The 23,695-nt window shown below is 71.2% G+C and carries 23 protein-coding genes and 2 pseudogenes; 9 read left to right on the top strand and 16 right to left on the bottom strand.

The window, feature by feature from the left end; genetic code table 11:
• Nucleotides 1-80: 80 nt before the first annotated feature.
• The 8 genes from B9S58_RS17425 to B9S58_RS17390 form a co-directional block, all read right to left on the bottom strand.
• Nucleotides 81-968: a DUF5936 domain-containing protein gene (locus B9S58_RS17425; protein ID WP_103533018.1), complete on the bottom strand. Its 888-nt coding sequence runs from the start codon at nt 966-968 to the stop codon at nt 81-83.
• A gap of 21 nt (nt 969-989) precedes the next feature.
• Complete coding sequence (locus tag B9S58_RS17420) at nt 990-1,934, bottom strand: type II secretion system F family protein (protein ID WP_103533017.1); 945 nt, start codon at nt 1,932-1,934, stop codon at nt 990-992.
• 10 nt (nt 1,935-1,944) lie between these two features.
• On the bottom strand, nt 1,945-3,282 hold the full coding sequence (locus B9S58_RS17415) for a CpaF family protein (protein WP_103533015.1): 1,338 nt from the start codon (nt 3,280-3,282) through the stop codon (nt 1,945-1,947).
• 107 nt (nt 3,283-3,389) lie between these two features.
• A complete protein-coding gene (locus B9S58_RS39970; RefSeq protein WP_308457910.1) occupies nt 3,390-3,887 on the bottom strand; it encodes a TadE/TadG family type IV pilus assembly protein in 498 nt (165 codons plus the stop codon).
• Entirely contained in the window at nt 3,884-4,318 is a 435-nt protein-coding gene (locus B9S58_RS17405; protein ID WP_103533014.1) for a TadE family protein, read from the bottom strand. Before B9S58_RS17405 ends, B9S58_RS39970 begins: the two co-directional genes overlap by 4 nt.
• A gap of 3 nt (nt 4,319-4,321) precedes the next feature.
• Nucleotides 4,322-5,635 carry an AAA family ATPase gene (locus B9S58_RS17400; protein ID WP_103533013.1) on the bottom strand — a complete coding sequence of 438 codons (1,314 nt, stop codon included), beginning with the start codon at nt 5,633-5,635 and terminating at the stop codon, nt 4,322-4,324.
• A 7-nt stretch (nt 5,636-5,642) separates the two neighbouring features.
• Nucleotides 5,643-6,350: a Flp pilus assembly protein CpaB gene (gene cpaB, locus B9S58_RS17395; protein WP_103533011.1), complete on the bottom strand. Its 708-nt coding sequence runs from the start codon at nt 6,348-6,350 to the stop codon at nt 5,643-5,645.
• 199 nt (nt 6,351-6,549) lie between these two features.
• Nucleotides 6,550-7,416 carry a hypothetical protein gene (locus B9S58_RS17390; protein ID WP_181009349.1) on the bottom strand — a complete coding sequence of 289 codons (867 nt, stop codon included), beginning with the start codon at nt 7,414-7,416 and terminating at the stop codon, nt 6,550-6,552.
• 685 nt (nt 7,417-8,101) lie between these two features.
• On the opposite strand from B9S58_RS17390, the gene B9S58_RS17385 reads away from it, so the two are divergent.
• Entirely contained in the window at nt 8,102-9,832 is a 1,731-nt protein-coding gene (locus tag B9S58_RS17385) for a glycoside hydrolase family 18 protein (RefSeq protein ID WP_308457909.1), read from the top strand.
• An 87-nt stretch (nt 9,833-9,919) separates the two neighbouring features.
• Here the strand turns inward: B9S58_RS17385 and B9S58_RS17380 are convergent, their stop codons facing one another.
• Complete coding sequence (locus B9S58_RS17380; protein ID WP_103533007.1) at nt 9,920-11,242, bottom strand: Nramp family divalent metal transporter; 1,323 nt, start codon at nt 11,240-11,242, stop codon at nt 9,920-9,922.
• Nucleotides 11,243-11,404: 162 nt separating this feature from the next.
• On the opposite strand from B9S58_RS17380, the pseudogene B9S58_RS39965 reads away from it, so the two are divergent.
• A pseudogene (locus tag B9S58_RS39965) lies at nt 11,405-11,482 on the top strand (prevent-host-death protein); the annotation flags it as partial.
• Nucleotides 11,483-11,664: 182 nt separating this feature from the next.
• On the opposite strand, the gene B9S58_RS17370 reads toward B9S58_RS39965, so the two are convergent.
• Genes B9S58_RS17370 through B9S58_RS17360 form a run of 3 tightly spaced genes read right to left on the bottom strand, consistent with a single transcriptional unit; the run spans nt 11,665 to nt 13,976 of the window.
• Nucleotides 11,665-12,075, bottom strand: a complete 411-nt coding sequence (locus B9S58_RS17370; protein WP_103533005.1) for a RidA family protein — start codon at nt 12,073-12,075, stop codon at nt 11,665-11,667.
• Nucleotides 12,076-12,081: 6 nt separating this feature from the next.
• Nucleotides 12,082-12,840, bottom strand: a complete 759-nt coding sequence (locus B9S58_RS17365; protein WP_103533004.1) for an IclR family transcriptional regulator — start codon at nt 12,838-12,840, stop codon at nt 12,082-12,084.
• Nucleotides 12,837-13,976 (bottom strand): sugar kinase, encoded by a 1,140-nt coding sequence (locus B9S58_RS17360; RefSeq protein ID WP_103533002.1) that lies wholly within the window; start codon nt 13,974-13,976, stop codon nt 12,837-12,839. Before B9S58_RS17360 ends, B9S58_RS17365 begins: the two co-directional genes overlap by 4 nt.
• A 133-nt stretch (nt 13,977-14,109) precedes the next feature.
• On the opposite strand from B9S58_RS17360, the gene B9S58_RS17355 reads away from it, so the two are divergent.
• Together B9S58_RS17355 and B9S58_RS17350 are read left to right on the top strand one after the other, a co-directional pair.
• Nucleotides 14,110-15,447 carry an alanine racemase gene (locus B9S58_RS17355; protein ID WP_103533001.1) on the top strand — a complete coding sequence of 446 codons (1,338 nt, stop codon included), beginning with the start codon at nt 14,110-14,112 and terminating at the stop codon, nt 15,445-15,447.
• Nucleotides 15,448-15,482: 35 nt separating this feature from the next.
• Nucleotides 15,483-17,108, top strand: coding sequence for an amidohydrolase family protein (locus B9S58_RS17350; RefSeq protein WP_103532999.1), 1,626 nt, complete (start codon nt 15,483-15,485; stop codon nt 17,106-17,108).
• A 7-nt stretch (nt 17,109-17,115) separates the two neighbouring features.
• Here the strand turns inward: B9S58_RS17350 and B9S58_RS17345 are convergent, their stop codons facing one another.
• On the bottom strand, nt 17,116-17,964 hold the full coding sequence (locus tag B9S58_RS17345) for a siderophore-interacting protein (RefSeq protein WP_103532998.1): 849 nt from the start codon (nt 17,962-17,964) through the stop codon (nt 17,116-17,118).
• Between the two features lie 92 nt (nt 17,965-18,056).
• On the opposite strand from B9S58_RS17345, the gene B9S58_RS17340 reads away from it, so the two are divergent.
• Nucleotides 18,057-18,902 (top strand): TetR/AcrR family transcriptional regulator C-terminal domain-containing protein, encoded by an 846-nt coding sequence (locus B9S58_RS17340; RefSeq protein WP_103532997.1) that lies wholly within the window; start codon nt 18,057-18,059, stop codon nt 18,900-18,902.
• Between the two features lie 74 nt (nt 18,903-18,976).
• Here the strand turns inward: B9S58_RS17340 and B9S58_RS39155 are convergent, their stop codons facing one another.
• Both B9S58_RS39155 and B9S58_RS17335 read right to left on the bottom strand, forming a co-directional pair.
• Entirely contained in the window at nt 18,977-19,099 is a 123-nt protein-coding gene (locus B9S58_RS39155) for a hypothetical protein (RefSeq protein WP_258044661.1), read from the bottom strand.
• A gap of 106 nt (nt 19,100-19,205) precedes the next feature.
• A complete protein-coding gene (locus B9S58_RS17335) occupies nt 19,206-19,628 on the bottom strand; it encodes a helix-turn-helix domain-containing protein (RefSeq protein WP_103532995.1) in 423 nt (140 codons plus the stop codon).
• Nucleotides 19,629-19,726: 98 nt separating this feature from the next.
• On the opposite strand from B9S58_RS17335, the gene B9S58_RS17330 reads away from it, so the two are divergent.
• Nucleotides 19,727-20,545, top strand: coding sequence for an NAD(P)-dependent oxidoreductase (locus B9S58_RS17330; protein WP_103532994.1), 819 nt, complete (start codon nt 19,727-19,729; stop codon nt 20,543-20,545).
• A gap of 76 nt (nt 20,546-20,621) precedes the next feature.
• On the opposite strand, the gene B9S58_RS17325 is transcribed toward B9S58_RS17330, so the two are convergent.
• Nucleotides 20,622-20,951: a hypothetical protein gene (locus B9S58_RS17325; RefSeq protein WP_103532993.1), complete on the bottom strand. Its 330-nt coding sequence runs from the start codon at nt 20,949-20,951 to the stop codon at nt 20,622-20,624.
• Between the two features lie 219 nt (nt 20,952-21,170).
• On the opposite strand from B9S58_RS17325, the gene B9S58_RS17320 reads away from it, so the two are divergent.
• The 3 genes and pseudogenes from B9S58_RS17320 to B9S58_RS17310 form a co-directional block, all read left to right on the top strand.
• Nucleotides 21,171-21,983 carry an arylamine N-acetyltransferase gene (locus tag B9S58_RS17320; protein ID WP_103532992.1) on the top strand — a complete coding sequence of 271 codons (813 nt, stop codon included), beginning with the start codon at nt 21,171-21,173 and terminating at the stop codon, nt 21,981-21,983.
• A gap of 239 nt (nt 21,984-22,222) precedes the next feature.
• A complete protein-coding gene (locus tag B9S58_RS17315) occupies nt 22,223-23,434 on the top strand; it encodes a pyridoxal phosphate-dependent aminotransferase (RefSeq protein WP_103532991.1) in 1,212 nt (403 codons plus the stop codon).
• A gap of 80 nt (nt 23,435-23,514) precedes the next feature.
• Nucleotides 23,515-23,695: pseudogene (locus B9S58_RS17310) on the top strand (hypothetical protein); the annotation flags it as partial.

Here is a 23,695-nt window from a genome sequence, read left to right as displayed (position 1 = left end):
CCCTTGCGTCCCGTGCAACCGTCGCTCGAAGAGCGTTCCGGGGCGCAGGGGTTCCGTCCCCACCACGCCCCCCGTTCATGTCATCCCCCCGTGAGGAACGCGAAGTCGACGTCCGCTCCGTACACGAATCCGACGGTGAGAAGAACGAGCGTGCCGGGCAGAAGGAACGTGGTCACCGCGAACGTCGCCTTCGGGATCGCCCTGGCCGCCTTGCGGCGGGCGTTCTGGGCGTCGGTGCGGCGCATGTCGTTGGCGATCTGGATGAGCGTCTCGACGATCGGCGCCCCCAGCTCCTCGCCCTGCTGGAGCGTCGTGACGAACATGGCGACCTGTTCGGAGTCGTTGCGTCTGCGCAGTTCCTCGAAGGCCTGGCGGCGGCTGACGCCCATGTCCATCTGCCGCAGCGTGATGCGCAGTTCGTCGGACCACGGGCCCTCGTACTTCTCCGCCACCCGGTCCAGCGCCTGCCGGAAGCCGAGCCCGGCGGAGACGACTACGGCCAGGACGTCGAGGAAGTCCGGGAGAGTGCGTTCGATGTGCTCGCGGCGGACGCGGATGGCCGACCAGATGCCCGCCTCCACCCAGAACAGACCGAACGCGATCATCAGGAGGGCCAGGAACAGCTGGCCGCGCAGGAGCATGGAGAAGGCGCCCAGGAGGCCCAGCACGCCGTAGACCGCGCGGCGGGCCGCGTAACGGTCGATGGTGAGGCCGCCGGGGTTGCCCGCCAGGTCGATCTGGCGGCGTTTCCTGTTGACGGCCTTGGGGCCCATCATCCGCAGCACCATGGGGGCCCAGCGGATGCCGAGGCGGTCGATGCCGGAGCCGACCGCGCTGGTGCGGGAGGAGCCGGATTCCAGGGCGACCGCCAGGTCGGTGGGGAGTTTGGCGTCGGCCCGGTACATCCGTATGCCGTGGATGGCCCCGTAGACGGCGAGGCCGACGACCAGGGCTAGCAGCAGGTCCATGGCGGTTCTTCTCCCAGCTCGTCAGACGTCGATACGGGACAGGCGGCGGATGACCACGAAGCCGATGGCGTACAGGGCGATGGCCACGACCACCGCCGCCTGGCCGATGAACGCGCCGGTCATCCGGTCCAGTGCGCCGGGCATGACCGCGTTCATCAGGAGCATCGCGCCGATGCCGAAGGCCGGTACGGCGTATGCGGTGACGGTGACCTGGGAGAGCTGGGTCTTGACCTCGCGGCGGGTCTCCTTGCGCTCCTCCAGGGTCTCGGTGAGGTTGCGCAGCGAGCTGACGACCGTGCCGCCGGCCCGGTTGGAGAGGACCAGCGTCGTCACCAGGACCACTAGTTCGCGGGACGGGAGGCGGTCGGTCAGTTCACTCAGCGCGTCCTCCAGGGGTTCGCCCACCGCCAGTCGGCGTGCGACCCTGGCCAGTTCCTCCCCGGCCGGATTGTCCAGTTCCTCGGCGGCCATGGACAGCGAGGTGCGCAGGGCCAGGCCGGCCTGGGTGGCGTTGGCGAGGATGCGGGAGAGTTCGGGGAGCTGGTTGATGAAGCGTTCGGTGCGCTTGACCCGCTGCCAGTTGAGGAACGCGTTGGTGCCCCAGAGGCCGATCAGGGCGGCGACCGGGCCGAAGAACGCGGCGAGCACGGCAGAGGCCGTCATCCAGAGCCCCGCCATCGCGACGAGCGCGTAGACGAGGAACTCACCGGGTGTGAGGTCCATGCCGGTCGTGGCGAGTTTCAGCTCCAGCTTCCGGCCGAGGAGGGTGCCGCGCAGCCTGCGGTCCAGGCCCTTGAAGCGGCGGACGCGGCCCGTCTCGGGGATCTGCCCGACGTGCGAGAGCCGCTCGACGAGGGCATCGCGGTCGGCCTTGCCGCCGGAGTAGGCGTACAGGCCCATCACGCCGAGCACGCAGGCCAGCAGCGTGACACCGACGGTGACCAGGGGGAGGTTGACGTTGTCCATGGCTCGGTACCTAGTTGGCCTCTCGGGTGGCGAGCTGTCCGGCGGACTGGGCGACGCCGAACGCCTGCGGAATGGGCTGACTGGCCAGGTAGAGGCGCTCGGCGAGCCTCCGGGGCAGCGGGAGGTACTGGAAGTCGCCGTGGATCCGGCCGTCGGGGGACATCGGCCGGGCGTTGAACCGGGCGACCGTGACGATGCGGTACGGGTCGCGGCCGTGCGAGTCCAGGACCGCGATCTCGGTGACCTTCCTGGCGCCGTCGGCGTGCCGCGTGAGCTGGACGATCACGTCGACCGCGCTGTTGATCTGGTCGTGCAGCGCCTCGAAGGGGATCTCGACCTCCGACATGGAGGCGAGGGTCTGCAGACGCATCAGCGCGTCCTCGGCGCTGTTGGCGTGGACGGTGGCCAGCGAGCCGTCGTGACCGGTGGACATCGCCTGGAGCATGTCGAGGGACTCGCCGCCTCGGACCTCACCGACGACGATGCGGTCCGGGCGCATACGCAGCGAGTTGCGGACGAGGTCGCGGATGGTGATCTCGCCCTTGCCCTCGACGTTCGCCGGACGGGACTCCAGCCGGATCACATGGCTCTGCTGGAGCTGGAGTTCGGCGGAGTCCTCGATGGTGACGATGCGCTCGGTGTTCGGGATCAGTCCGGAGAGCGCGTTGAGGAGAGTCGTCTTGCCGGTGCCGGTGGCGCCCGACACGATGATGTTGAGTTTGGCTTGGACGAGGCCGGCGAGCAGCACCAGCATCTGCTCGTCCAGCGAGCCGAAGCCGATCATCTCCTGGAGCGTGAAGGAGCGCGGGAAGCGGCGGATGGTGAGCGTCGCGCCGGTCAGCGACAGCGGCGGGATGATCACGTTGACACGTTCACCGCTGGGCAGGCGTGCGTCGACCATCGGGTTGGACTCGTCGACGCGGCGGTTGACCGTCGACACGATCCGCTCGATAGTCTGCATCAGCTGCTCGTGGGAGCCGAAGCGCATCGGGAGCTGTTCGACCTTGCCGTTGCGCTCGACAAAGATCTGGTCGGGGCCGTTGACCATGATCTCGGTGATGGACGCGTCCTCCAGGAGCGGTTCCAGGATGCCGAGGCCGAGCGCCTCGTCGACGACGCGGCGGATCAGCTGCGATCGCTCCACGGTGGAGAGGACCGGGCCCTCGCGGCTGATGATGTGGCCGAGGACGCGTTCCAGCCGGGCCCGCCGGTCGGCGGCGGCCAGCGAGGACATCTCCGCGAGGTCGATCTCCTCCAGCAGCTTGGCCCGGTAGGTGGCCACCAGGTGGCCGTCCTCCCGTACCCCGCCCTGCTCCTCCGGAGCGGTCATGCGTGCCCGCAGGCTCATCTGCGTAACTCTCCTCGGCGTGTCGGCGGTTGGTGCTGGTCTGGTATGTCCGTTCTCGGCCCCGGGTCGGGGCCGGGACCGGGACCGGAGCGGGTCAGAGGGCGGGGTCAGAATCCGGTGCGGGGTCTCTCGTTGGGCATGGTCGTGGACCGCTCGGCCCACCAGTCGTCCAGACCCGGCACGACGGAGGGCACCTTGACCCGGACCGTCACCGTGATGTCCTGGCCGCCGCTCTTTTCGTAGGCGAATCCGCCGTCCTCCACCCAGTCGCTCACGGCGTCGCGCGCGTTGCTCTCGCCGCCGCCCCGGGCGTCCACGCTGGCTTCCGTACGGGCCCCGGCGCGGGCCGCCGTGCCCGCCTGGTTCACGGCGTACGCGGCCAGGCCGAGCTGGATGGCCGCCATCGCGACGAGGAGCAGCAGAGGGAGGAAGCCGAGGTACTCCAGGGCGACCTGGCCCCGGTCGCTGTCCCGGTCGCTGGCCCGGCCCCGGCCCCGGCCCAGGCCCAGGCCTCTGCCTCGGCCTCTGCCTCGGCTACGGTCCCGGTCCAGGTCGTCGGCCACGCCTCGGTCACGGTCTTCGTCCCGGTACGGATGCGTCGTCATCGCTGATCCTCCTGCGGCGATCCCGCCCTGCCCTTGATCTCCGTGTCGAGGTCGAACAGACCCGGCACCAGTACCGGCACCTTCAGCGTCACCGTGGTCTCGTACAGGCGGCCGCTGCCCCCGTCGCACCGCACCTCCGCCCCGTCCGCCCAGGCCTTGGGAAGGTCCTCCCTCGCCCCCGCCTGGCAGGCCGCCCCCGCCCCGTACTCCGCGCCGCTGCCCTTGCGCGCGCCCACGTCGGCGGCGTTTCCCGCGAGGCTGAACGTGTAGCCGATCAGGGCGCACTCCCAGAGCACGAGCATGATCAGGATGATGAAGGGGGTCATGCCCAGGAACTCGACCGCGACCTGCCCGCGGTCCCGGTCGCGGCGGTCACGCAGGGCGGTGATCCGCCCCCGTATGCCGCTTCGTGCCGTCCTTGTGGTGGTCATCGCTCAACGTGTCCCCTCGGAGTCTCCGGGCCCGCGTCCGGAGCCGTCGCGCCGACGGCGCGGGCGTCCGATCGAGCCCCGGTCGTTCTTGAAGGCGCCGCTGCCCCTCTTGACCAGGGCACCGCCGCTCTTCTTCGCCGTCGCGCCCTCCTTGACGATGCCCAGCTCGCCGGCCAGGCCCCAGAGCGCCTGCTTGACCGTGCTCTTGGCGTCCAGTTCGTGCAGGCGTCCGGAGTCGATGGACGCCTGCAGCTCCTTGAAGTTCGCGGGGATCGCCGCCGAGGCGACCCGGGTGCCGGTGATCTTCTGGATCAACGGCGGCTGGATCTCCGTGTTGCGGGTGAGGCGGTTGACGAGGGTGACCGTCTCCTCGGCCTTGCGGATCTGGAGCCGTTCCCACATCCGTACGATGCGTTTCGCGCCGCGCACCGCGACCACGTCGGGGGTCGTGACCAGCAGGGCCACGTCCGCCATCTCGATGGCCGCCGCGTTGGCCCCGTTCATCTGGCCGCCGCAGTCGATGACGACGATCTCGTAGCGGGTGCGGAGCGCGCTGACGATCTGGCGGGCCGAACGGTCGCTGACCTCCTCGCCTCGTTCGCCCTCGCCGGGGGCGAGCAGCAGGGACAGGCCGGTGGAGTGGGTGAACACCGCGTCGGACAGCACCCTGGGCGATATGTCGGTGATCAGGGCCAGGTCGACGAGGGAGCGGCGGAACTGGACGTCGAGGAACGAGGCGATGTCCCCGGTCTGGAGGTCCATGTCCACCAACGCGACGGTGTTGCCGGACGCCTGCGCGGCCAGGGCGAGCTGGATGGCGGTGACGGTCGCGCCGACGCCGCCCTTGGCGCCGGTGACCGTGACCACCGTGCCGCCGGGGCCGGTGAAGACGTCGTTCCCGGAGGTGAGGTGGCGGCGTACGCCGGCGGACCACTGGGCGGCCGCCTGGACGCGGTTGGCCAGCTCCTCGTAGCTCAGTGGCAGGGTGACCAGGCCGCGGGCCCCGGAGTCCATCGCGTCGGCGAAGAGGTTCGGGCTGGCGTCCGCGGTGATCATGACGACGCCGACGGAGGGGAACCGCAGCGACACCTCCCGGATCAGCTCCAGGGCCGGCACCGGACCGATCCGCTCGTGGACCAGCACCACCTCGGGCAGCTCGTCGAGCGCCTCTCCCGCGAGCCGGGCCAGCGTGTCGATGAGCTGGGTGGAGTCGCCGGCGGGGGTCGCCGGTTCGGCGTCGGGCAGCTGGCTGAGCAGGGTGATGACGGAGCGGGCAGCGTCGAGGTCACCGACGGCGGGGAGGATTCTGGTGGTCATCCCATCCTCACTTGTCCTTGTCGAGCGTGTAGGTGCGGTCCCCCGGGCGGATGGTGCCGTCGCTGCCCGGGGCGACGAGCGCGAGGCGCACGTGCTCCGCGAAGGACTCGGCGTAGGCGACGCGCTGGGTGTCCAGCGTGTTCAGCGCGAAGGTGATCGGGACGGCCTCGGTGGCCCGGTTGCCCCGGTCGTCCGCGCTCGGGTCCAGGGCGGTGAGTTCGCCGACGTCCAGGACCTTGGCGTTCGAGACGATGACCTTGGACTGGGCCGCCGCGCCCTGCTGCTCACCGGCGAACGTGGCGTAGATGTTGACCGTCGCGCCCGGTGTGATCTTGCCCGCGACGCCGGTGGCGGCGTCAATCATGATGGCGATCTCCTGCTCGCCCGCGCGGAGTTCGGGTTTGCGGACCATCATGTCCGACTGGAGCAGCGAACCTTGGCGTAGGTGGGTGACCGCGATCTTCGACTCGACCTCCCGCAGATCGGTCACGGCGTTCTCGGAGAGCCAGCGTTTGGGCATCGTGATCTTCTCGAACTGGCCGCTCTTCAGGGCTGTGTACGGGGCCACGTCGGTCTTCAGCTGGTACGCCGTCACCTCGGGTCCGACCTTCGAGTTGACGTCGCTGATCACCGAGAGCACGCCGGCGAAGGCCGCGAAGGCACACAGGACCGACAGGAGCAGGAGTATCACGCCGCGGCGCTGGCGGGAGTTCATGGTCCGGACAACCTCGTTCGAATCGGATGCGTGGGACGGACAGCGGACGGAGGGAGCGGTGGCACTGGACGGTGCACGTACGCGGGTGCCGGAACGACTGCGGGACGACGGCGGGACGACGGCGGGGGCGGGGACGAGCCGGTGCGGGCTGTACGGGGGGCGGGTCGTGCGGGGTGGCACGTGAAGCTGCGGGGCGCGTTCAGGGGCCCGGCGATTCGTCGGACCCGTGGTGGAGGACACCGGCGGGCGGCATCCGGTTCTCCGGAGACACGAGTGGTGCGGAACAGAATGCGCAGCGGTCGCCGATGAGTTCCATCGCGCACCAGTGGCACTTTTCCCGGCGGACGGAGGAGACCAGCCGGTAGAGCACGGAGAGGTCCGGAAGGTGGGCTGCGAACTCCACCAGCTTTCCGGTACCCCACCAACGCGGTGAGTCGGCCGGGACGGCGGTGTCGTGAACGGCCTGGACCTTCCAGGCCGGCGCGAGGGTCTCCTGTACCCAGTCCGACTGCAGATTCCCTTTGGCCACCAGAAGATGCGTACCGAAATCCGGCCCCGCCAGCGGTTCGGCGGCCGGGCCCACTTTCACCAGCTGCGCCTCGGGGCCGGCGAGCACGGCGAACTGGGATCCGGGGACCCAGGACTTGGCGTGGCTCTTGAGGCTGACCGGGACCCGTTCGAGCCGGGCGACGGAGTTGAGGAGTGCGCCAGCGTAGATGTAGTGCGAGAGCAGCCGGGCGGCGGAGGCGACCACCCCGGGGCTGAAGTCACAGATGGACAACTGCCGTAACTGGCGCACCAGTACGGCGACGCCCAGGGGCGGGAGGTCCACCTTGACCAGGGCGATCCGGTCGCTCTCCAGCACCGAGCGGATGGAGTGGAGGCGGCGCTCGTGCTCGGGCCGGATGCCCGAGGGATAGAGGGCGATCACATACCCGTGCTGTTCGAGCAGGAGCTGCGTGTCACCGATCGCCAGTTCCAGCACCTGGGCCTCGGGGGCCTGGAGCAGAGCGGCGGTCGGTGTCTGCTGGTCGGTCGGCGGCAGCACCAGGTCTGCGCTCGTCACTGCTATTGCGGTCGGCACGCTCTTCCCCGTTTCGGCTCCGGTCGACGTGGGGACGTCGGCCGCAATCGCTCCTGCTCCGTGCTCCTGTCCCAGCACTTTAGCCACGTCTCACCAGGCGGAGAACAGTTATCGGAGACCAGTACGCCACCATGCGAGCACCGTTCCTACGGGGCCCGGGTGCTAAACAGGATGAAATCGATTCCGCACAACTGAACTTTCACTGCGGAGCGTTACCGAAGTCCGCGTCCGGTTTTCGATCATGCATCCATTCGCGCACGTCAGCCCGGATTCCGAGGCGTCCGGCACCCTTTTCGTAAGGGCGTTTCCGTGACCGGCCGAAGATCTCCCGCAAGATCACCCGTGCGGGGGGCGGCGTGCGGTCGCGGGGTGATTCCCGGGCGAAGAGGACCCCGGTCCGGCGCCCGTCACGGGCTCCCGGAGGCCCACCGTCGGGGCCGCTGCGCGACCCCGCACCCACTTCCGCACGACCTTTCACCGCCAGAGGTCTTGACAACTTGATTGGTCTGGACCAGTTTATGCGCCAAGCGGTGGCCACCGCCCCCGGCAGAACACCCCGTGTCCGTCACGGATCCCCGCTCCGCCCACCCCGTGCAGCCCCGGCCCGTCGTCCGTCCGGCACTCCCGCACGACCCGCCAGCACCACCAACTCCCCACGGAGGCACCAGTGGAACGCTCCGCAGGCAGCAGTCGCAGAAGGCGTCGTCGCTCCCGGCCCGTACTCGGCGGCACCATGGCCGTCATCGCGGCCGCCGCCCTGACCGTCACCGGACTCGTCAGTACCGCCCAGGCCGCCGACGTCAACAACGCCAAGAACGCGGGCTTCGAGTCGGGGCTCGCCCACTGGACCTGTTCCGGGGGCAGCGGCGCCGTCGTCTCCAGCCCCGTGCACGGCGGTACGTCCGCGCTGAAGGCCACCCCGGCCGGCCAGGACAACGCCAGGTGTTCGCAGTCGGTCAAGGTGAAGCCCAACTCGACGTACGCGCTCAGCTCCTGGGTACAGGGCGGCTACGCCTACCTCGGCGTGAGCGGCACCGGAACCACCGACGTCTCCACCTGGACCCCGGGCTCCTCCACCTGGACCAAGCTGTCCACCAGCTTCAAGACCGGCGCCAACACCACCTCGGTGACCGTCTACACCCACGGCTGGTACGGGCAGGCCGCCTACTTCGCCGACGACTTCGAGGTGACAGGACCCGACGGCGGTGGCGGCGGGGACCCCGATCCGACCGTCCCGGCGACCCCCGGCGGTCTCGCGGCGGGCGCCACGACCACGTCCTCCGTCGCCCTGTCCTGGAACACGGTCTCCGGCGCCACCGGCTACACCGTCTACCGGGACGGCGCGAAGGCCACCACCTCCACCGGGACCTCGGCGACCGTCACGGGCCTGTCCGCGGACACCGCGTACCAGTTCGCGGTGAGCGCCACCAACGCGGCCGGCGAGTCGGACAAGTCGGCCGCCATCAGCGCCCGTACGGCCAAGCCTGGTACGGGCCCCGGCCCCGGGCCCGCCGTGCCGAAGCACGCGGTGACCGGCTACTGGCAGAACTTCAACAACGGCGCGGCCGTCCAGAAGCTCAGCGACGTCCCGGCCGACTACGACATCATCGCGGTCTCCTTCGCGGACGCCACGCCGACCCAGGGCGCGGTGACCTTCAACCTGGACACCGCCGGGCTGAACGGCTACACCGACGCCCAGTTCCGGTCGGACATCAAGGCCAAGCAGGCGGCCGGCAAGAACGTCATCATCTCCATCGGCGGCGAGCTGGGTACGGTCCGGGTCGACAACGACGCCTCCGCCACCGCGTTCGCCGACTCGGTGTACGCGCTGATGCAGGACTACGGCTTCAACGGGGTCGACATCGACCTGGAGAACGGCCTCAACGCCACCTACATGACGAAGGCGCTGCGTCAGCTGTCCGCGAAGGCGGGCAGCGGGCTGGTCATCACGATGGCCCCGCAGACCCTCGACATGCAGTCGACGTCGGGCGAGTACTTCAAGACGGCACTCAACGTCAAGGACATCCTCACCGTCGTCAACACGCAGTACTACAACAGCGGTGCGATGCTCGGCTGTGACGGCAAGGTCTACTCGCAGGGGTCGGTGGACTTCCTCACCGCGCTCGCCTGCATCCAGCTGGAGGGCGGCCTCGACCCGTCCCAGGTCGGCCTCGGCGTCCCCGCCTCCACCCGCGGCGCGGGCAGCGGCTACGTCTCCCCGTCGATCGTGAACGCGGCGCTGGACTGCCTGACCAAGGGCACCAACTGCGGCTCGTTCAAGCCGTCGAAGACCTACCCGTCGCTGCGCGGCGCGATGACCTGGTCGACGAACTGGGACGCGACGGCCGGGTTCGCCTGGTCGAAGGCGGTCGGCCCGCACGTCCGCAACCTGCCGTAACCCGCATCGCCCCACGATGCCCGGAATCCGCAGCGCCGCCGCTCCCCCGGCGGCGCTGCGGCGTTCCTGCTCCTGCTCCTGCTCCTGCTACCAGGGCAGTTCGCGCACCTGCTGGACGCACAGCACGACGAACAGCAGCCCGGCCAGGGAGAGCATCCCGTTGCTGAGCCAACCGTTGCGCCATTCCACGGGCGTACGCGAGGAGTTGAGCAGCCAGAGCAGGGTCAGGGCGAGGAACGGCATGAAGAACGCGCCGAGCACCCCGTACGCGATGACCAGGCCGAACGGCCGGTCCAGCCAGAGCAGGGTCATCGGCGGGAAGGTCAGCCACAGGAGGTACGCCCGGAACGGCAGCGACCGCTGCCGGCGCTCGGCGACGGCCGGCCCCTCGTGCTCCCCGGTCCTTCCGGTACCGGAACCGGCACCGGCCGCCGCGGCCCGGAACCGCTCCACGAAGTCGGCGAACATCAGGCTGACCCCGTGCCAGACGCCGATCAGCGAGGAGAAGGACGTGGCGAAGAAGCCCACCAGGAAGAGCTTGGCGGTGCCCGCGCCGAAGCGGTCCTCCAGCACCGCGCCCAGGTCGATCAGCCCCCGGCCGCCGGAGGTGAGGGCGACCTGCGAGGCGTGCAGCAGCTCGGCGCCGACGATGAGCATCGCCACGACGAAGACCCCGGTGGTGATGTAGGCGACCCGGTTGTCGAGCCGCATCACCTTCATCCAGGAGGAGTTGCTCCAGCCCTTGGCATTGACCCAGTACCCGTACGCGGCCATGGTGATCGTGCCGCCGACGCCGCCGATCAGCCCGAGGGTGTAGAGGAGCGAGCCGTCCGGGAGCACGGGCAGCAGCCCCGCGAACGAGGCCCCGGCGTCCGGCACGACGCGGACGGCCACGTACACGACCACCACGAACATGATGCCGATCAGGACCGTCATGACCTTCTCGAAGACGGCGTACCGGTTGAACCAGACGAAGACCAGGCCGATCAGCCCGGTGACGATCGCCCAGACCTTCAGCCCCGGGCCGTCGGGGAACAGCGCCACGATGGGCAGGGCGCTGGAGGACATGGCCGTCGCCCCGTAGATGAAGCCCCAGATCACGACGTAGATCGCGAAGTAGACCGTGGTCCAGGGGCCCAGGCTGCGCCAGCCGTCGAAGAGCGTGCGGCCGGTCGCCAGGTGCCAGCGGCCGGCCGCCTCGGCGAGCGAGATCTTGACGACGCAGCCGATCACCGCCGCCCACATCAGGGTGTATCCGAACTTGCTGCCCGCGATGAGCGTCGCGATCAGGTCGCCGGCCCCGACCCCGGTCGCCGCGACGACGATGCCGGGGCCGATGTACTTCCAGCTGGACTTACGTGGTCGGGAGGCCTGCTCCCCTGTCCCTGTGGTTGCGCTTGTCTCCGCCATGCCGGTCAAGGAAGCGCAATCGGCGGGGCGGCACAAGGGGGCGTGCGCGGAACCGACGCCGGCCCGTCGCACGAGGAAATGCTTCACACAACTCCTCGCCGCGCTGTCCGGTAGCCTTAGTCAAGCACCTAGTCCACCTCGTCTCCCCCTGGTGAGGCAGCCATGGAAGCAGCCCGGCAGTACAACGTGCACGAGGCCAAGACTCACCTCTCCCGGATCCTGGAGCAGGTCGCCACTGGTGCTGGAGGGCAGGGGGGGAGCGTGGCACGGCGCCCCCGGGGAACGGGGCGCCGTGCCGTACGGCGGTCGTGAGTGGTCCTGCGGGTGAGGCAAAGCGATCAGGGGGATGCCGCGATCAGAGGGAGGGAACGATCGGAGGGCCGAACGTTCGTCGGACGGAGCGGATCGGCGGGCCGAGGCGGTCAGCTGAGTACCGCGAGGGCGTCGATCTCGATGAGCAGGCCCTTGGGCAGGCCGACGTAGACCGTCGTCCGGGCCGAGGGGGCCTCCTTGAGGTTCTGCTCGGCGAAGTAGGTGTTGTAGATCTCGTTCATCTCCGCGAAGTGGTCCACGTCCGTGAGGTAGACGCGCATCATCATCACGTCGTCCCAGCTCGCGCCGCCCTCCTCCAGGATCGCCTTGACGTTGGCGAAGGTCTGGAGGGTCTGCTCGCGCAGAGTGGGGCCGGCCGGGGTCGGGGCCCGGCCCTCCACAGCGGGGAGGAAGCCGACCTGGCCGGCAACCTGGAGGATGTTCCCCTTCTTCACGCCGTGCGAGAACTTCGCGGGCGGCGTGGTGTGGGTGGAGGGGGTGAGGGCGGTCTTCTCGGTCATGGCTGATCAGGCTTTCTTGGGTTGGGTGGTGCCGGAGTACTCCCGGCTGATGGTCTCGGCGGTACGCCGGACCAGCGGGAGCAGGGTGAGGAGTTCCTCCGCCGTGACGACGACATTGGGTGCGGACACCGACATGGCCGCGACGACCCGCCCGTCCGCGCCGCGGATGGGGGCGCCGATGCAGTTGATGGACTCCTCGTGGCCACCGAGGTCGGTGGCCCAGCCCTGTTCGCGGACGACGGCGAGCTCCTTGAGGAAGGCTGCGGCGTTGGGCGTCGAACGGGACGTGTACATGGGGTAGTCGAGCTTCTCGGCGATGACGCGCCGCTCGGGCTCGGTGAGGTCGGCCAGCAGCAGCTTGGCCACGGCCGCGACGGTGATCGCGACGGGCTTCCCGATCCGTGAGTACATCCGGACCGGGTAGCGGCTCTCGACCTTGTCGATGTAGAGGACTTCCTGCTCCTCGTACACGGCGAGGTGCACGGTGTGCCCGCACCGGTCGTTCAGCGCGACCAGGTGGGAGTGGGCGATCTCGCGTACGTCGAGGTTCTCGACGGCCTCCTGCGCGAGCGCGAAGAGCCGCGCGCCGAGGCGGTAGCGCTGGTCCTCCTGGCGGTAGACGAGGCCGTGCTCGTGGAGCGTACGCAGCAGGCGCAGCGCCGTGGACTTGTGGACGCCGAGGCGCTCGGCGACCTGGCCGAGGTCGGCGGGTCCCTGGGCGAGCAGCGGCAGGATGCTCAGTGCCCGGTCGACGGTCTGACTCATGGCGTACGTACCTCCTCGGGGGCCCGGTCGGCTGCGGTCCAGCCGGGGCCGAGACGAAGTCTCCCCCAGGCGTCGTCGTCGAGGGCGGCGAGCCGGTCGGCGTGGTCGCGGTCGGGCGGCTCGGTGAGGTCACCGGGGACGGTGAGGACGGCTGCGGCCATGAGATGCCCGTGCCGGACCCGGTCGCGTACGGGCAGCCCGCGCAGGGTGGCGGAGAGGAACCCGGCGGCGAAGGCGTCTCCCGCTCCGACGGCGGCGACGACGTCGACACGGAGGGCGGGGGCGACGGTGACGGTGTCGCCGCTTCCAGCTCCTCCGCCCTCCGTGGGGCACGAGCCCGGGGCGTTTCCAGCCCTTCCGGCGGTTGAGGAGCGGGGTCCGGGGCGGAGCCCCGAGAACACCGTCGCGCCCGCGCTCCCCCGCTTCACCACCAGCACGGCCGGCTCCGGCACCGCAGCCCGGATAGCCTCCGCGCCGACGATCCCCCACGCCTCCTCCGCCTCGTCCTCGCCCACGAACACCAGGTCCGAGCGGCGGGCCAGCTCCAGGAGCACCGATGCGTCCGCCTCGGACCCCCGCCACAGATGCGGCCGGTGGTTCACGTCGAAGGAGACGAGCGGCCGGTCCGGCCGGGGAGTGGTCAGGTCCCGCAGCAGCGCCAGGCAGTCGGCGGACAACGCCGCCGTGATCCCGGACAGGTGCAGGACGCGGCCCGCGAGCAGAACCTCGTACGGCACGTTCTCCGGCGACATCGCGGAGGCGGCCGACCCGGCCCGGTAGTAGGCGACCTCGTGCGCGTCGGTCCCCCGGTCCGTGGCCGTACGGAAGTAGATGCCCGTCGGACGGACCGCGTCCCGGCGCACGGCCGACGTGTCGACCCCGTACCCCGCGATCGTCTCGACGAGGTGGTCGCCGAAGCCGTCCGCGCCGGCCCGGCCGACCCAGGCCGCCCGGTGCCCGGCGGCGGCGAGCGCGCAGGCCACGTTGGACTCGGCGCCGCCGATCCCGCGTCCGAAGGAGGGCACGTCGGCGAGGCGGCCGGGCTGCGAGGGCAGGAACGTCACCATGGACTCACCGAGACAGACGGCATCGGTGGCCGTGGCGGCGTCGGCCGTCCCTGCTGCGGGTCCGGACACTGAGTGCTCCTCGCTGGTCGGTGTGCGGGCCGGTGGTCACCATTGACCAGGCATCGGCTCGGATGTTAGACAGCGTTGAGCGATATGCGCAATGAGTGTTGCGTATGTTGCAACGAACTTCGAGGAGCTCCCCTTGACAGCCGAACGCCCCACCGGCCACACCGCCGCCCCCGCGCCTTCCGCCCCCGGCGCCTCCCCCGCGTCCCTGGCATCCGGCCTCGCCGACGAACGCGTCGACCACCGCTTCAAGGCCCTGCCGCCGGACGCGGAGGGCCTGACCGTCGGGGCGCTGGCCGCCGAGCGCCGCAACCTCTTCACCGGCGGGTTCACCACCCCCGTCCTCGCGCTCTCCGCCGAGTCGGTCGCGCACAACCTCGACCTCCTGGAGACGTACGCCGAGCGCCACGGCCTCACGTTCGCCCCGCACGGCAAGACGTCCATGTCACCGCAGCTCTTCGTCGACCAGCTGAAGCGCGGCGCGTGGGGCATCACGGCCGCCGTGCCGCACCAGGCGCGGGTGTACCGGGCGTACGGGATCGGGCGGATCTTCCTCGCCAACGAGCTGGTCGACGCGGTGGCCCTGCGCTGGCTGGCCGGCGAGATGACGGCCGACCCGGCGTTCCGCTTCGTCTGCTACGTCGACTCCGTGCGCGGCGTGGAGCTGATGGAGGCGGCCCTGAGCACGGCCGGCGCCACCCGCCCGGTCGACGTGGTCGTGGAGCTGGGCGCGGGCGAGGGAGCGCGCACCGGGGCCCGCACGGAGGCCGACTGCGCCGCGGTGGCCGACGCGGTGGCGGCGGCCGGGTCGCTGCGGCTGGTGGGTGTCGCCGGGTACGAGGGCGAGGTGCCGGACGCGGACCCGGAGCGCGTACGGGAGTGGCTGCGGCGGCTCGTCGGGCTCGCGGCCGGCTTCGACGCCGCCGGGCGGTTCTCCGGCGCCGACGAGGTCATCATCAGCGCGGGCGGCAGCGCCTGGTTCGACGCGGTGGCGGACGTATTCGCCGAGATCCCCGAACTCACCCTCCCCGTGCTGAAGTTGCTGCGCTCCGGCGCGTACGTCTCGCACGACGACGGGCACTACAAGCACCTCACCCCGTTCAACCGCGTGCCCGAGGAGGGTGCGCTGGAACCCGCCTTCCGCCTCTGGGCGCAGGTCGTCTCCCGTCCGACCGGCGAGCAGGCGTTCCTGAACGCGGGCAAGCGGGACGCGGCGTACGACCTCGATCTGCCCGAGGCGCAGGTCGTCCGCTCCGGCCGGGACGGCTCGGTCCGGCCCGCCACCGGAGTCACGGTCACCGGCCTCTCCGACCAGCACACCTGGGTGCGCACGGAGGCGGGCACGGAGCTGGAGGTGGGCGACTGGGTCGGCATGGGCCTCTCGCACCCCTGCACCAGCTTCGACAAGTGGCAGCTGATCCCGCTGGCCGAGGCGGACGGCACGGTCACCGACTACATCCGCACGTTCTTCTAGAGACACCGGCCCCCACCCCGATCGGAAGGTGACCCATGGACCTGGTCCTGCGTGACGCGCTCGTCGTCGACGGCACCGGCGAGCCCTCCTACCGCGCCGATGTGGCCCTCGACGGCGGCCGCATAGCCGAGATCCATCCCGAGGGCTCCCCCGGCCCCCGCCCCACCGCCACCCGCACCGTGGACGCGGACGGCCTCGCGCTCGCCCCCGGCTTCATCGACATGCACGCCCACAGCGACCTGGCGCTGCTGCGCGACCCGGACCACAGCGCGAAGGCGGCGCAGGGCGTCACCCTCGAAGTACTCGGCCAGGACGGGCTGTCGTACGCCCCGGCCGACGACCGTACCCTCGCCGAGGTCCGCCGTTCCATCACCGGCTGGAACGGCGACGGGAGTGACATCGACTTCGACTGGCGCACCGTGGGCGGCTATCTGGACCGCCTCGACCGGAACTTCGGCGGCCAGGGCATCGCGGTGAACGCCGCCTACCTCATCCCGCAGGGCACGGTCCGGATGTACGCGGCGGGCTGGGACGACCGACCCGCCACCGACTCCGAACTGGCCCGGATGAAGGAGCTGGTGGACCAGGGCATGCGCGAGGGCGCGGTCGGCATGTCCTCGGGCCTCACCTACACGCCCGGGATGTACGCGGACGACGCCGAACTCACCGAGCTGTGCCGGGTGGTGGCCCGCCACGGCGGCTACTACTGCCCGCACCACCGCAGTTACGGGGCCGGTGCGCTGGAGGCGTACGAGGAGATGGTGCGGCTCACCCGGAACGCGGGCTGCGCCCTGCATCTCGCCCACGCCACCATGAACTTCGGCGTGAACAAGGGCAGGGCCCCCGACCTCCTCGCCCGGCTCGACGGAGCGCTCGCCGCCGGGGCCGACATCTCGCTCGACTCCTACCCGTACACCCCCGGCTGCACCACGCTGGTGGCCATGCTTCCCAGTTGGGCGAGCGAGGGCGGACCGGACTCGGTCCTCACCCGGCTCGCTGACGCGGAGAGCACGGAGAGGATCCGGCACCACCTGGAGGTGCTGGGCTCGGACGGCTGCCACGGAGTGCCGATCGAGTGGGACACCATCGAGATCTCCGGCGTCGGCGCACCGCACCTGACCGAGTACGTGGGCCGCACGGTGGCGGAGTCGGCGGCGCTGCGGGCCGAGGAGCCCTGGGTGACCGCACGCCGGCTGCTCACCGAGGACCGGCTCGGGACGACGATCCTCCAGCACGTGGGCCACGAGGAGAACGTTCGGCAGATCATGCGCCACCCGGTGCACACCGGGGGCAGCGACGGCATCCTCCAGGGCGACAAGCCGCATCCCCGGGCGTACGGCACGTTCCCGCAGTATCTGGGCCGGTACGCGCGGGAGCTGGGCATCCTCTCGCTGGAGGAGTGCGTAGCCCGTCTGACCTCGCGCCCGGCCTCCCGGCTGCGGCTCGCGGACCGGGGCCTGGTGCGCGAGGGGTACCGCGCGGACCTGGTGCTGTTCGACCCGGAGACGGTGGCGGCGGGCTCCACGTTCGAGGAGCCGCGCACACTCCCGGTCGGCATCCCGCATGTACTGATCGACGGCCGGTTCGTCATCGAGGACGGCAGGCGGACCTCGGTGCTGGCGGGCCGGGCGGTCCGAGGAGCGGGGGCCGACGCGGCCTGAGAAGTCCCTACGAGGCGTCCGCCGCGCGTTCCGCCGCCCAGGCGAGATCCTCCTCGGTGGGGGCGTCGTCCTGAGTGAGGGAGCGCCGCCAGTAGCCGCTGAACTCGACAGCGGCCTTGGGCAGTTTCCGCTCGTCGACCAGGTGGCGGCGGAGCGCACGGACGGCGGAGGCCTCGCCCGCCACCCAGGCCGCGTCCACCCCGTCGAGGTCCGGCCCGGCCTCCCGCACCGCCGCCACCAGCGAGCCGCCGCCGTCCCGGTGCACCCAGTGGACCTCGGCCCCTCCGGCGGCGGGCGGCAGCGCCCGCTCCTCCGCCGCGTCCGCCACCTCGGCGTACACCACGGCCCCGGTCCCGGCCGGCAGTGCCTCCAGGAGCGTGGCGATGGCCGGGAGCGCCGACTCGTCCCCGGCGAGCAGCATCCGCCGGGCGGCGGGCAGCGGTCGGGCGTAGAGGGAGGACGGACCGACCATGCCGAGGACGTCGCCGACGCGGGCGTCCGCGCCCCAGCGGGAGGCGGGGCCGCCTTCGCCGTGCAGCACGAAGTCGACGGTCATCACGTTGCGTTCGCGGTCGTAGGAGCGGACGGTGAAGCCGCGCATCCAGGGCCGCTCCGCCTCCGGGATCGCGAGGTAGGCCTCGTACCAGCGCATGCCGTACGAGTCATCCGCGTCCCGCTCCGGCAGCCGGGGCACGGTCTGCCCGGCGCGCGGCAGGCAGAGCTTCACCTGCTGGTCGGGGCGGTCCTCCAGGAGGCCGGGCAGTTCGTCGGCGGTGAAGCCGATCCTGGCCGTTCCGGGGGTGATCCGCTCGACGTCCGTGACCCGCACATAGGTGACCGGCAGCGCCTGGCTCATGGTGCCCGACCCCTCTCCTTTGACGACCGCTGATAACTTACGGCGTAATGAATTACCCGCCGGACGTTACTTTACGCCGTAAGGAGTCGCAAGTGGTGGTCTTCGCCGGGCAGGGCGCCCCCCGCCGTTCCCTCGCCCTCCTGTGGCGCGCGGACGTCCCGCCCCCCACGCGCGGCGGCCCGGGGCCGAAGCCCCGGCTGAGCGTCGACGCGATCGTGGCGGCCGCCGTGGCACTCGCGGACGAGGAGGGGATGGGGGCCCTGTCGATGCGCGCGGTCGGCGACCGGCTGGGGCGCACGGCGATGGCGCTCTACACCTACGTCCCCGGCAAGAGCGAGCTGCTGGACCTGATGAACGACGCGGTCCACGCCGAACTCCCGTCCCATTACCCGGGAGCGGACCCGGGAGCGGACCCGGAGTCGGGCGACTGGCGGGCCGCGCTCACCGCCTGGGCCGGGGAGATCCTGGAGTTCTACGTCCGGCACCCCTGGGTTCTCCAGGTCTCGCAGGCGCGGCCGGTGCTGGGGCCGCACGAGTACGCGGGCCTGGACACGCTGGTCGCCCTGCTGCGGACGACCGGGCTGGAGGCGGGGGTGCTGCGGCGCCTGGTGGGCACCCTGTTCCCGTATCTACGGGGCTCGGCGCAGGCGGTCGCGGACGCCCGGCTGGCCGCGTCGGCGACCGGGAGTTCCGACGAGGAGTGGTGGGCGGCACGCTCGGCGGCCCTGCTGGAGCTGGTCCCCGACTTCGCGGAGCGCTTCCCCGCGGTGAGCCGGCTGGAGGCGGAGGGACCGGTGGAGCCGTATCCGGGGCCGGAGGGGAACGGCGAGCCGATGCCGTACCCGGAGCGGGAGGCGCGCGAGACGTTCCGGGTGGGGCTCGGGGTGCTGCTGGACGGAATCGGAGCGGCGGTGGCGGCAGCACGGAAGGAAAGGTGAGTGCACGCCGGGCGGCCCCGGGACCGGGACCGCCCGGGATCGCCCACGGTTAGGGCTTGGGCGGCGCGCAGCCCTCACGGTCCAGCCTTGGGCGCGGCTTCCGGTATCCGCAGTGCGGGTTCGGCTGCGGCGGCGGGCGCGGCGCCCACCGCCAGGAGCGGGGCAGCGGGAAGCGCACCGACGAGAGGATCGTTCATGGAGGGGCCCCTCCAGTGCTGCCAAAGACCGGAGACCGTCCGGCTACTGGCATACACACGCCTGCGCAGACGTCAGGCCATCACAAGGGGGCGACACCGGCCGCGGCTAAGGCTGCCCGTGTCCCAGCCCCACCATGACCTCGGAAGCGCCCCCGGGAGGGTCCCCCGCCCCGGACCCGGAAGCGGCGGAGGGGCCGTCCACACCGCGACAGATGTGATCACGCCCCCACTCCCCCAGCGGCCCCAGCGCCTCGTTCAGCGAGAGGCCCAGCGGGGTGAGCGAATACTCCACGCGCGGCGGCACCTCGGCGTACACCTCGCGTCGCACGATGCCGTCGTCCTCCAGCTCCTTGAGGTGGGAGCTGAGGACCTTCTCGGTCACCCCGGGCACGGCCCGGCGCAGCTCACCGAACCGGCAGGTGCGCTCGTTCAGCGCCCACAGGACGAGCACCTTCCACTTGCCGCCGATCACATCCATCGCCGCGTCGATCCCGCAGACGAAAGCCCCCGGCCTCCGTACGATCCGCATCGTCCGCCCCTCCCCCAGCTGGTCGCCAACCGCGAGGTAACCACCCACTCCATAGTGCGTACTTGTTACCCCCGGCACCTTCGACCAGCCTAATCGGCATGTCCGACAACACCTCTGCCTCCGCCCCTCCCACCTCTCTCACCCTGCTCGGCCTCGGCGCGATGGGCGCCGCGCTCGCCCGCACCTGGCTCGCCGCCGGGCACCCCCTGACCGTCTGGAACCGCGGCCCCGGCCGGAGCGCCGAACTCGCCGCCGCCGGTGCGCGGGTGGCCACCACGGCGGCCGAGGCGGTGGCCGCGAGCCCGCTCGTCGTCGCCTGCCTCCTGGACGACGCCTCGGTCCGCGAGGCGCTGGCGGAGGCCGACCTCACGGGCAAGGACCTGGTCGACCTCACCACCTCCACCCCGGCCGAGTCGCGCACCCGTGCCACCTGGGCGAACGAGCGCGGCGCCCGCTTCCTGGACGGCGGCATCATGGCCGTCCCGCCGATGATCGGCGTACCGGAGGCCGGCGGCTATGTCTTCTACAGCGGTTCCCGTGACGTCTTCGACGCCCACCACGAAGTGCTGGCCGTGCCCGCCGCCACCCGGTACGTCGGCGCCGACCCCGGTCTCGCCGCACTCCACGACGTGGCGCTGCTCAGCGCGATGACCGCCATGTTCGCCGGAGCCCGGCACGCGGCCGCGCTGGTAAAGAACGCGGGCATCGACCAGAAGGAGTTCGGCGCGCTGCTGGCCGACTGGCTCACGGCGATGGCCCCGGCGACAGCGGCGTACGCGGGCGAGCCCGTGGCCGAGGACCCCACCAGCCCGGCCGTGGCGACGGCGGGGGACGCGACGCTGCTCCGCACCGCCCAGGAGCAGGGCCTCGACACGGCCCTGCTGATCGCGTCGGCGGGCTCCGTGAGCGGGATGTGACGGTCCGACGGGCGGGATGGGGCGGGGCCGGCGCCGCCCACCGGACGACCCCGCACACCGGACCGCCCCGCCCGCTTCAGGCTTCCGCCGCCGCGGCCTCCTTCGCGTAGGTCAGCGCCTGGAGCAGCGTCAGACCGGGCTCGGCCTGACGCAGGATCTTGATGGCCGCCACGGAGTCCGCCGGCCCCTCGTGTGCGGCGGCGGCGAGCCGCTGCCGTACCCACCGGCCGCGCAGCACCGCGTCCGAGCACCCGGCGGAGTCCTCGGCCAGGGCGAGGGCGCGCTCCAGGCCGGGGCGCTCGGCGTCCGAGGCGGTCTCCAGCGCACCCCGGAGACCGGCGACGACATCGGTGGCGTCGCGGACGACGAGTACGGCGAGGGGCTGGGGCTTACGGAACATGCTCATGAGGCCACCGTTCCCCGGGTCGGTCCGATCTCACCCGAGTTGAGCAAGATCTGAGGCGCACCGCCCGACCGGTGCACCCGACCGGTGCGCTCCCGGCCGGCATGCGGGCCCCGGTGCCCGGCCCGGCCCGGTCTCGGTCCGAGGACCGGGGCCCTCCGGCCGCACATGTCGGTCCGCGGCCGGAGGCACGCCCGTGCCCCGGCTGCGTACGGTCGGTGTATGACACTCGACCTCGACGCGTACTTCGCCCGTATCGGCTGGACCGGGGAGCCCCGCCCCACGCTGGAGGTGCTGCGGTCCCTGCACCGCGCGCACCTGCTCGGCATCCCGTTCGAGAACCTGGAAGCCGTCCTCGGCTCCGCCCCGTCGCTGGCACTCGACGACCTGGAGGCGAAGCTCGTGCGCGGCGGGCGCGGTGGGTACTGCTACGAGCACAACACCCTCTTCTCCACCGTGCTGAGGCAGCTCGGCTTCTCCGTGACACCGCTGACGGCCCGGGTGGTGCTGGGAGCCGCGCCGGGCGACATCCGGCCCCGTACGCACATGCTGATGCGGGTGGACGTGGCGGGCGAGCCGCACCCGTATCTGGCGGACGTCGGGTTCGGGACGGTCGGGGCCCTGCTGGAGCCGATCGAGCTGGTGGAGGGCGCCGAGCTGTTCGACGCGCCGCGCCGCCACCGCCTGGTGCACGCACCGCACACCGGTCCGCTGCCGCTGTGGGAGCTCCAGACCGACCAGGGCGGGTCGTGGGAGCCGCAGTACGCGTTCACCCTGGACCCGTACGAGAAGCCGGACTACGAGGTGATCAACTGGTTCATCGCCACGCACCCGCGCTCGCCGTTCCGGCAGGCGGTGTACGCGCAGCGCACCCTGATCGGCTCCCACCTCGCCCTGTCCGGGCTCGACCTGGTGGAGACGGCCGACGACGGCACGATCCGTGAGCGGCAGCTGAAGGACGCCGACGAGGCGGTGCGCGTCCTGACGGACGACTTCGGCATCCGGGTCCCGGAGGGCGCCCGGCTGCCGGAGTGAGCCCGGCGCCGCCGGCCGGACGGTCCCGCGTGCGGCTCCCGGGTGGCGCATCTCACCCGTTCCGGCCGCCCACACCTCCTTTCCAAGCCGCGACGCCGCCCCGACCGGGCGATCCCACGGTCCGGGGCGGCGGCGGGCATGGCGATGGAAGACAGGGCGGGGCGGGGACGCGCCCCGGGGGGAGGACTCCGGGAGCAATCCCCGCGCACCTCGCGAAACGCCGCCGTAAGCTCGCGGACATGCAGGTCATCCAGTCCACGAAGCTCTCCAACGTCTGTTACGAGATCCGGGGTCCCGTGCTGGAGGAGGCGATGCGGCTGGAAGCGGCCGGTCAGCGCATCCTCAAGCTGAACACGGGCAACCCCGCCGCGTTCGGGTTCGAGTGCCCGCCGGAGATCCTTGAGGACATCCTGCGCAACGTCGCGGGCGCGCACGGTTACGGCGACGCGAAGGGCCTGCTGTCCGCGCGCCGCGCGGTGATGCAGCACTACCAGACCAAGGGGATCGACCTCGACGTCGAGGACATCTACCTGGGCAACGGTGTCTCCGAGCTGATCCAGATGTCGATGCAGGCGCTGCTGGACGACGGCGACGAGGTGCTCGTACCGGCCCCCGACTATCCGCTGTGGACCGCCTCGGTCTCGCTGGCGGGCGGGACGGCCGTGCACTACCGGTGCGACGAGCAGGCCGACTGGATGCCGGACCTCGCGGACATCGAGCGGAAGATCACCGACCGCACCAAGGCCCTGGTGATCATCAACCCGAACAACCCGACCGGCGCGGTGTACGACGACGAGATGCTGCGCGGTCTCACCGAGATCGCCCGGCGGCACAACCTGATCGTCTGCTCCGACGAAATCTACGACCGGATCCTCTACGACGGCGCGACCCACACCCCGACGGCCTCGCTGGCCCCGGACCTGATGGTGCTGACCTTCAACGGGCTCTCCAAGAACTACCGGGTGGCCGGCTACCGCTCCGGCTGGATGGCCGTCTGCGGCCCGAAGGCGCACGCCACCTCGTACATCGAGGGGCTGACGATCCTCGCCAATATGCGGCTCTGCGCCAACATGCCCTCGCAGCACGCGGTGGCCACCGCGCTCGGCGGGCGGCAGTCGATCGAGGACCTGGTGCTGCCGGGCGGCCGGATCCTGGAGCAGCGGGACACGGCGTACGACCTGCTGACCTCGATCCCCGGGGTGACCTGTGTGAAGCCGAAGGGTGCGCTGTACCTCTTCCCCCGGCTCGACCCCAAGGTCTACAAGATCAAGGACGACCGGCAGATGGTGCTGGACCTGCTGCGGGCCGAGAGGATCATGGTCGTGCAGGGCACCGGCTTCAACTGGCCCGAGCCCGATCACTTCCGGATCGTCACGCTGCCGACGGTCGAGGACCTGACCGACGCGGTGACCCGGATCGGCACCTTCCTGGACGGTTACGGACAGCCGTAGCGCGACCACAGTCCGGATCCGACACAACTTTAGACTCATTCCAATGTAGGATGGTTCCACGCACCATCGGGAGGCCATCCATGTACGAGCCGATCCGCAGCCCCTCGGTCCACACCCCGGCCGACAGCGCGGACTTTCCGCACCGCAGCCGTGAGGAGGAGCTGGACATCCAGCTCGCCGGGCACCTGGCCGCCCTCCTCGCGGTCACCGACGAACTGGGCCTCGGCACGGCGGGCGACCGTATCGCCGAGCAGGTCGCCC

The organism is Streptomyces sp. SM11 (assembly GCF_002910905.1).
Lineage (GTDB): Bacteria > Actinomycetota > Actinomycetes > Streptomycetales > Streptomycetaceae > Streptomyces.
Note: the sequence above shows the minus strand (reverse complement) of the source record. Positions and strands in the feature narration are given on the sequence as shown.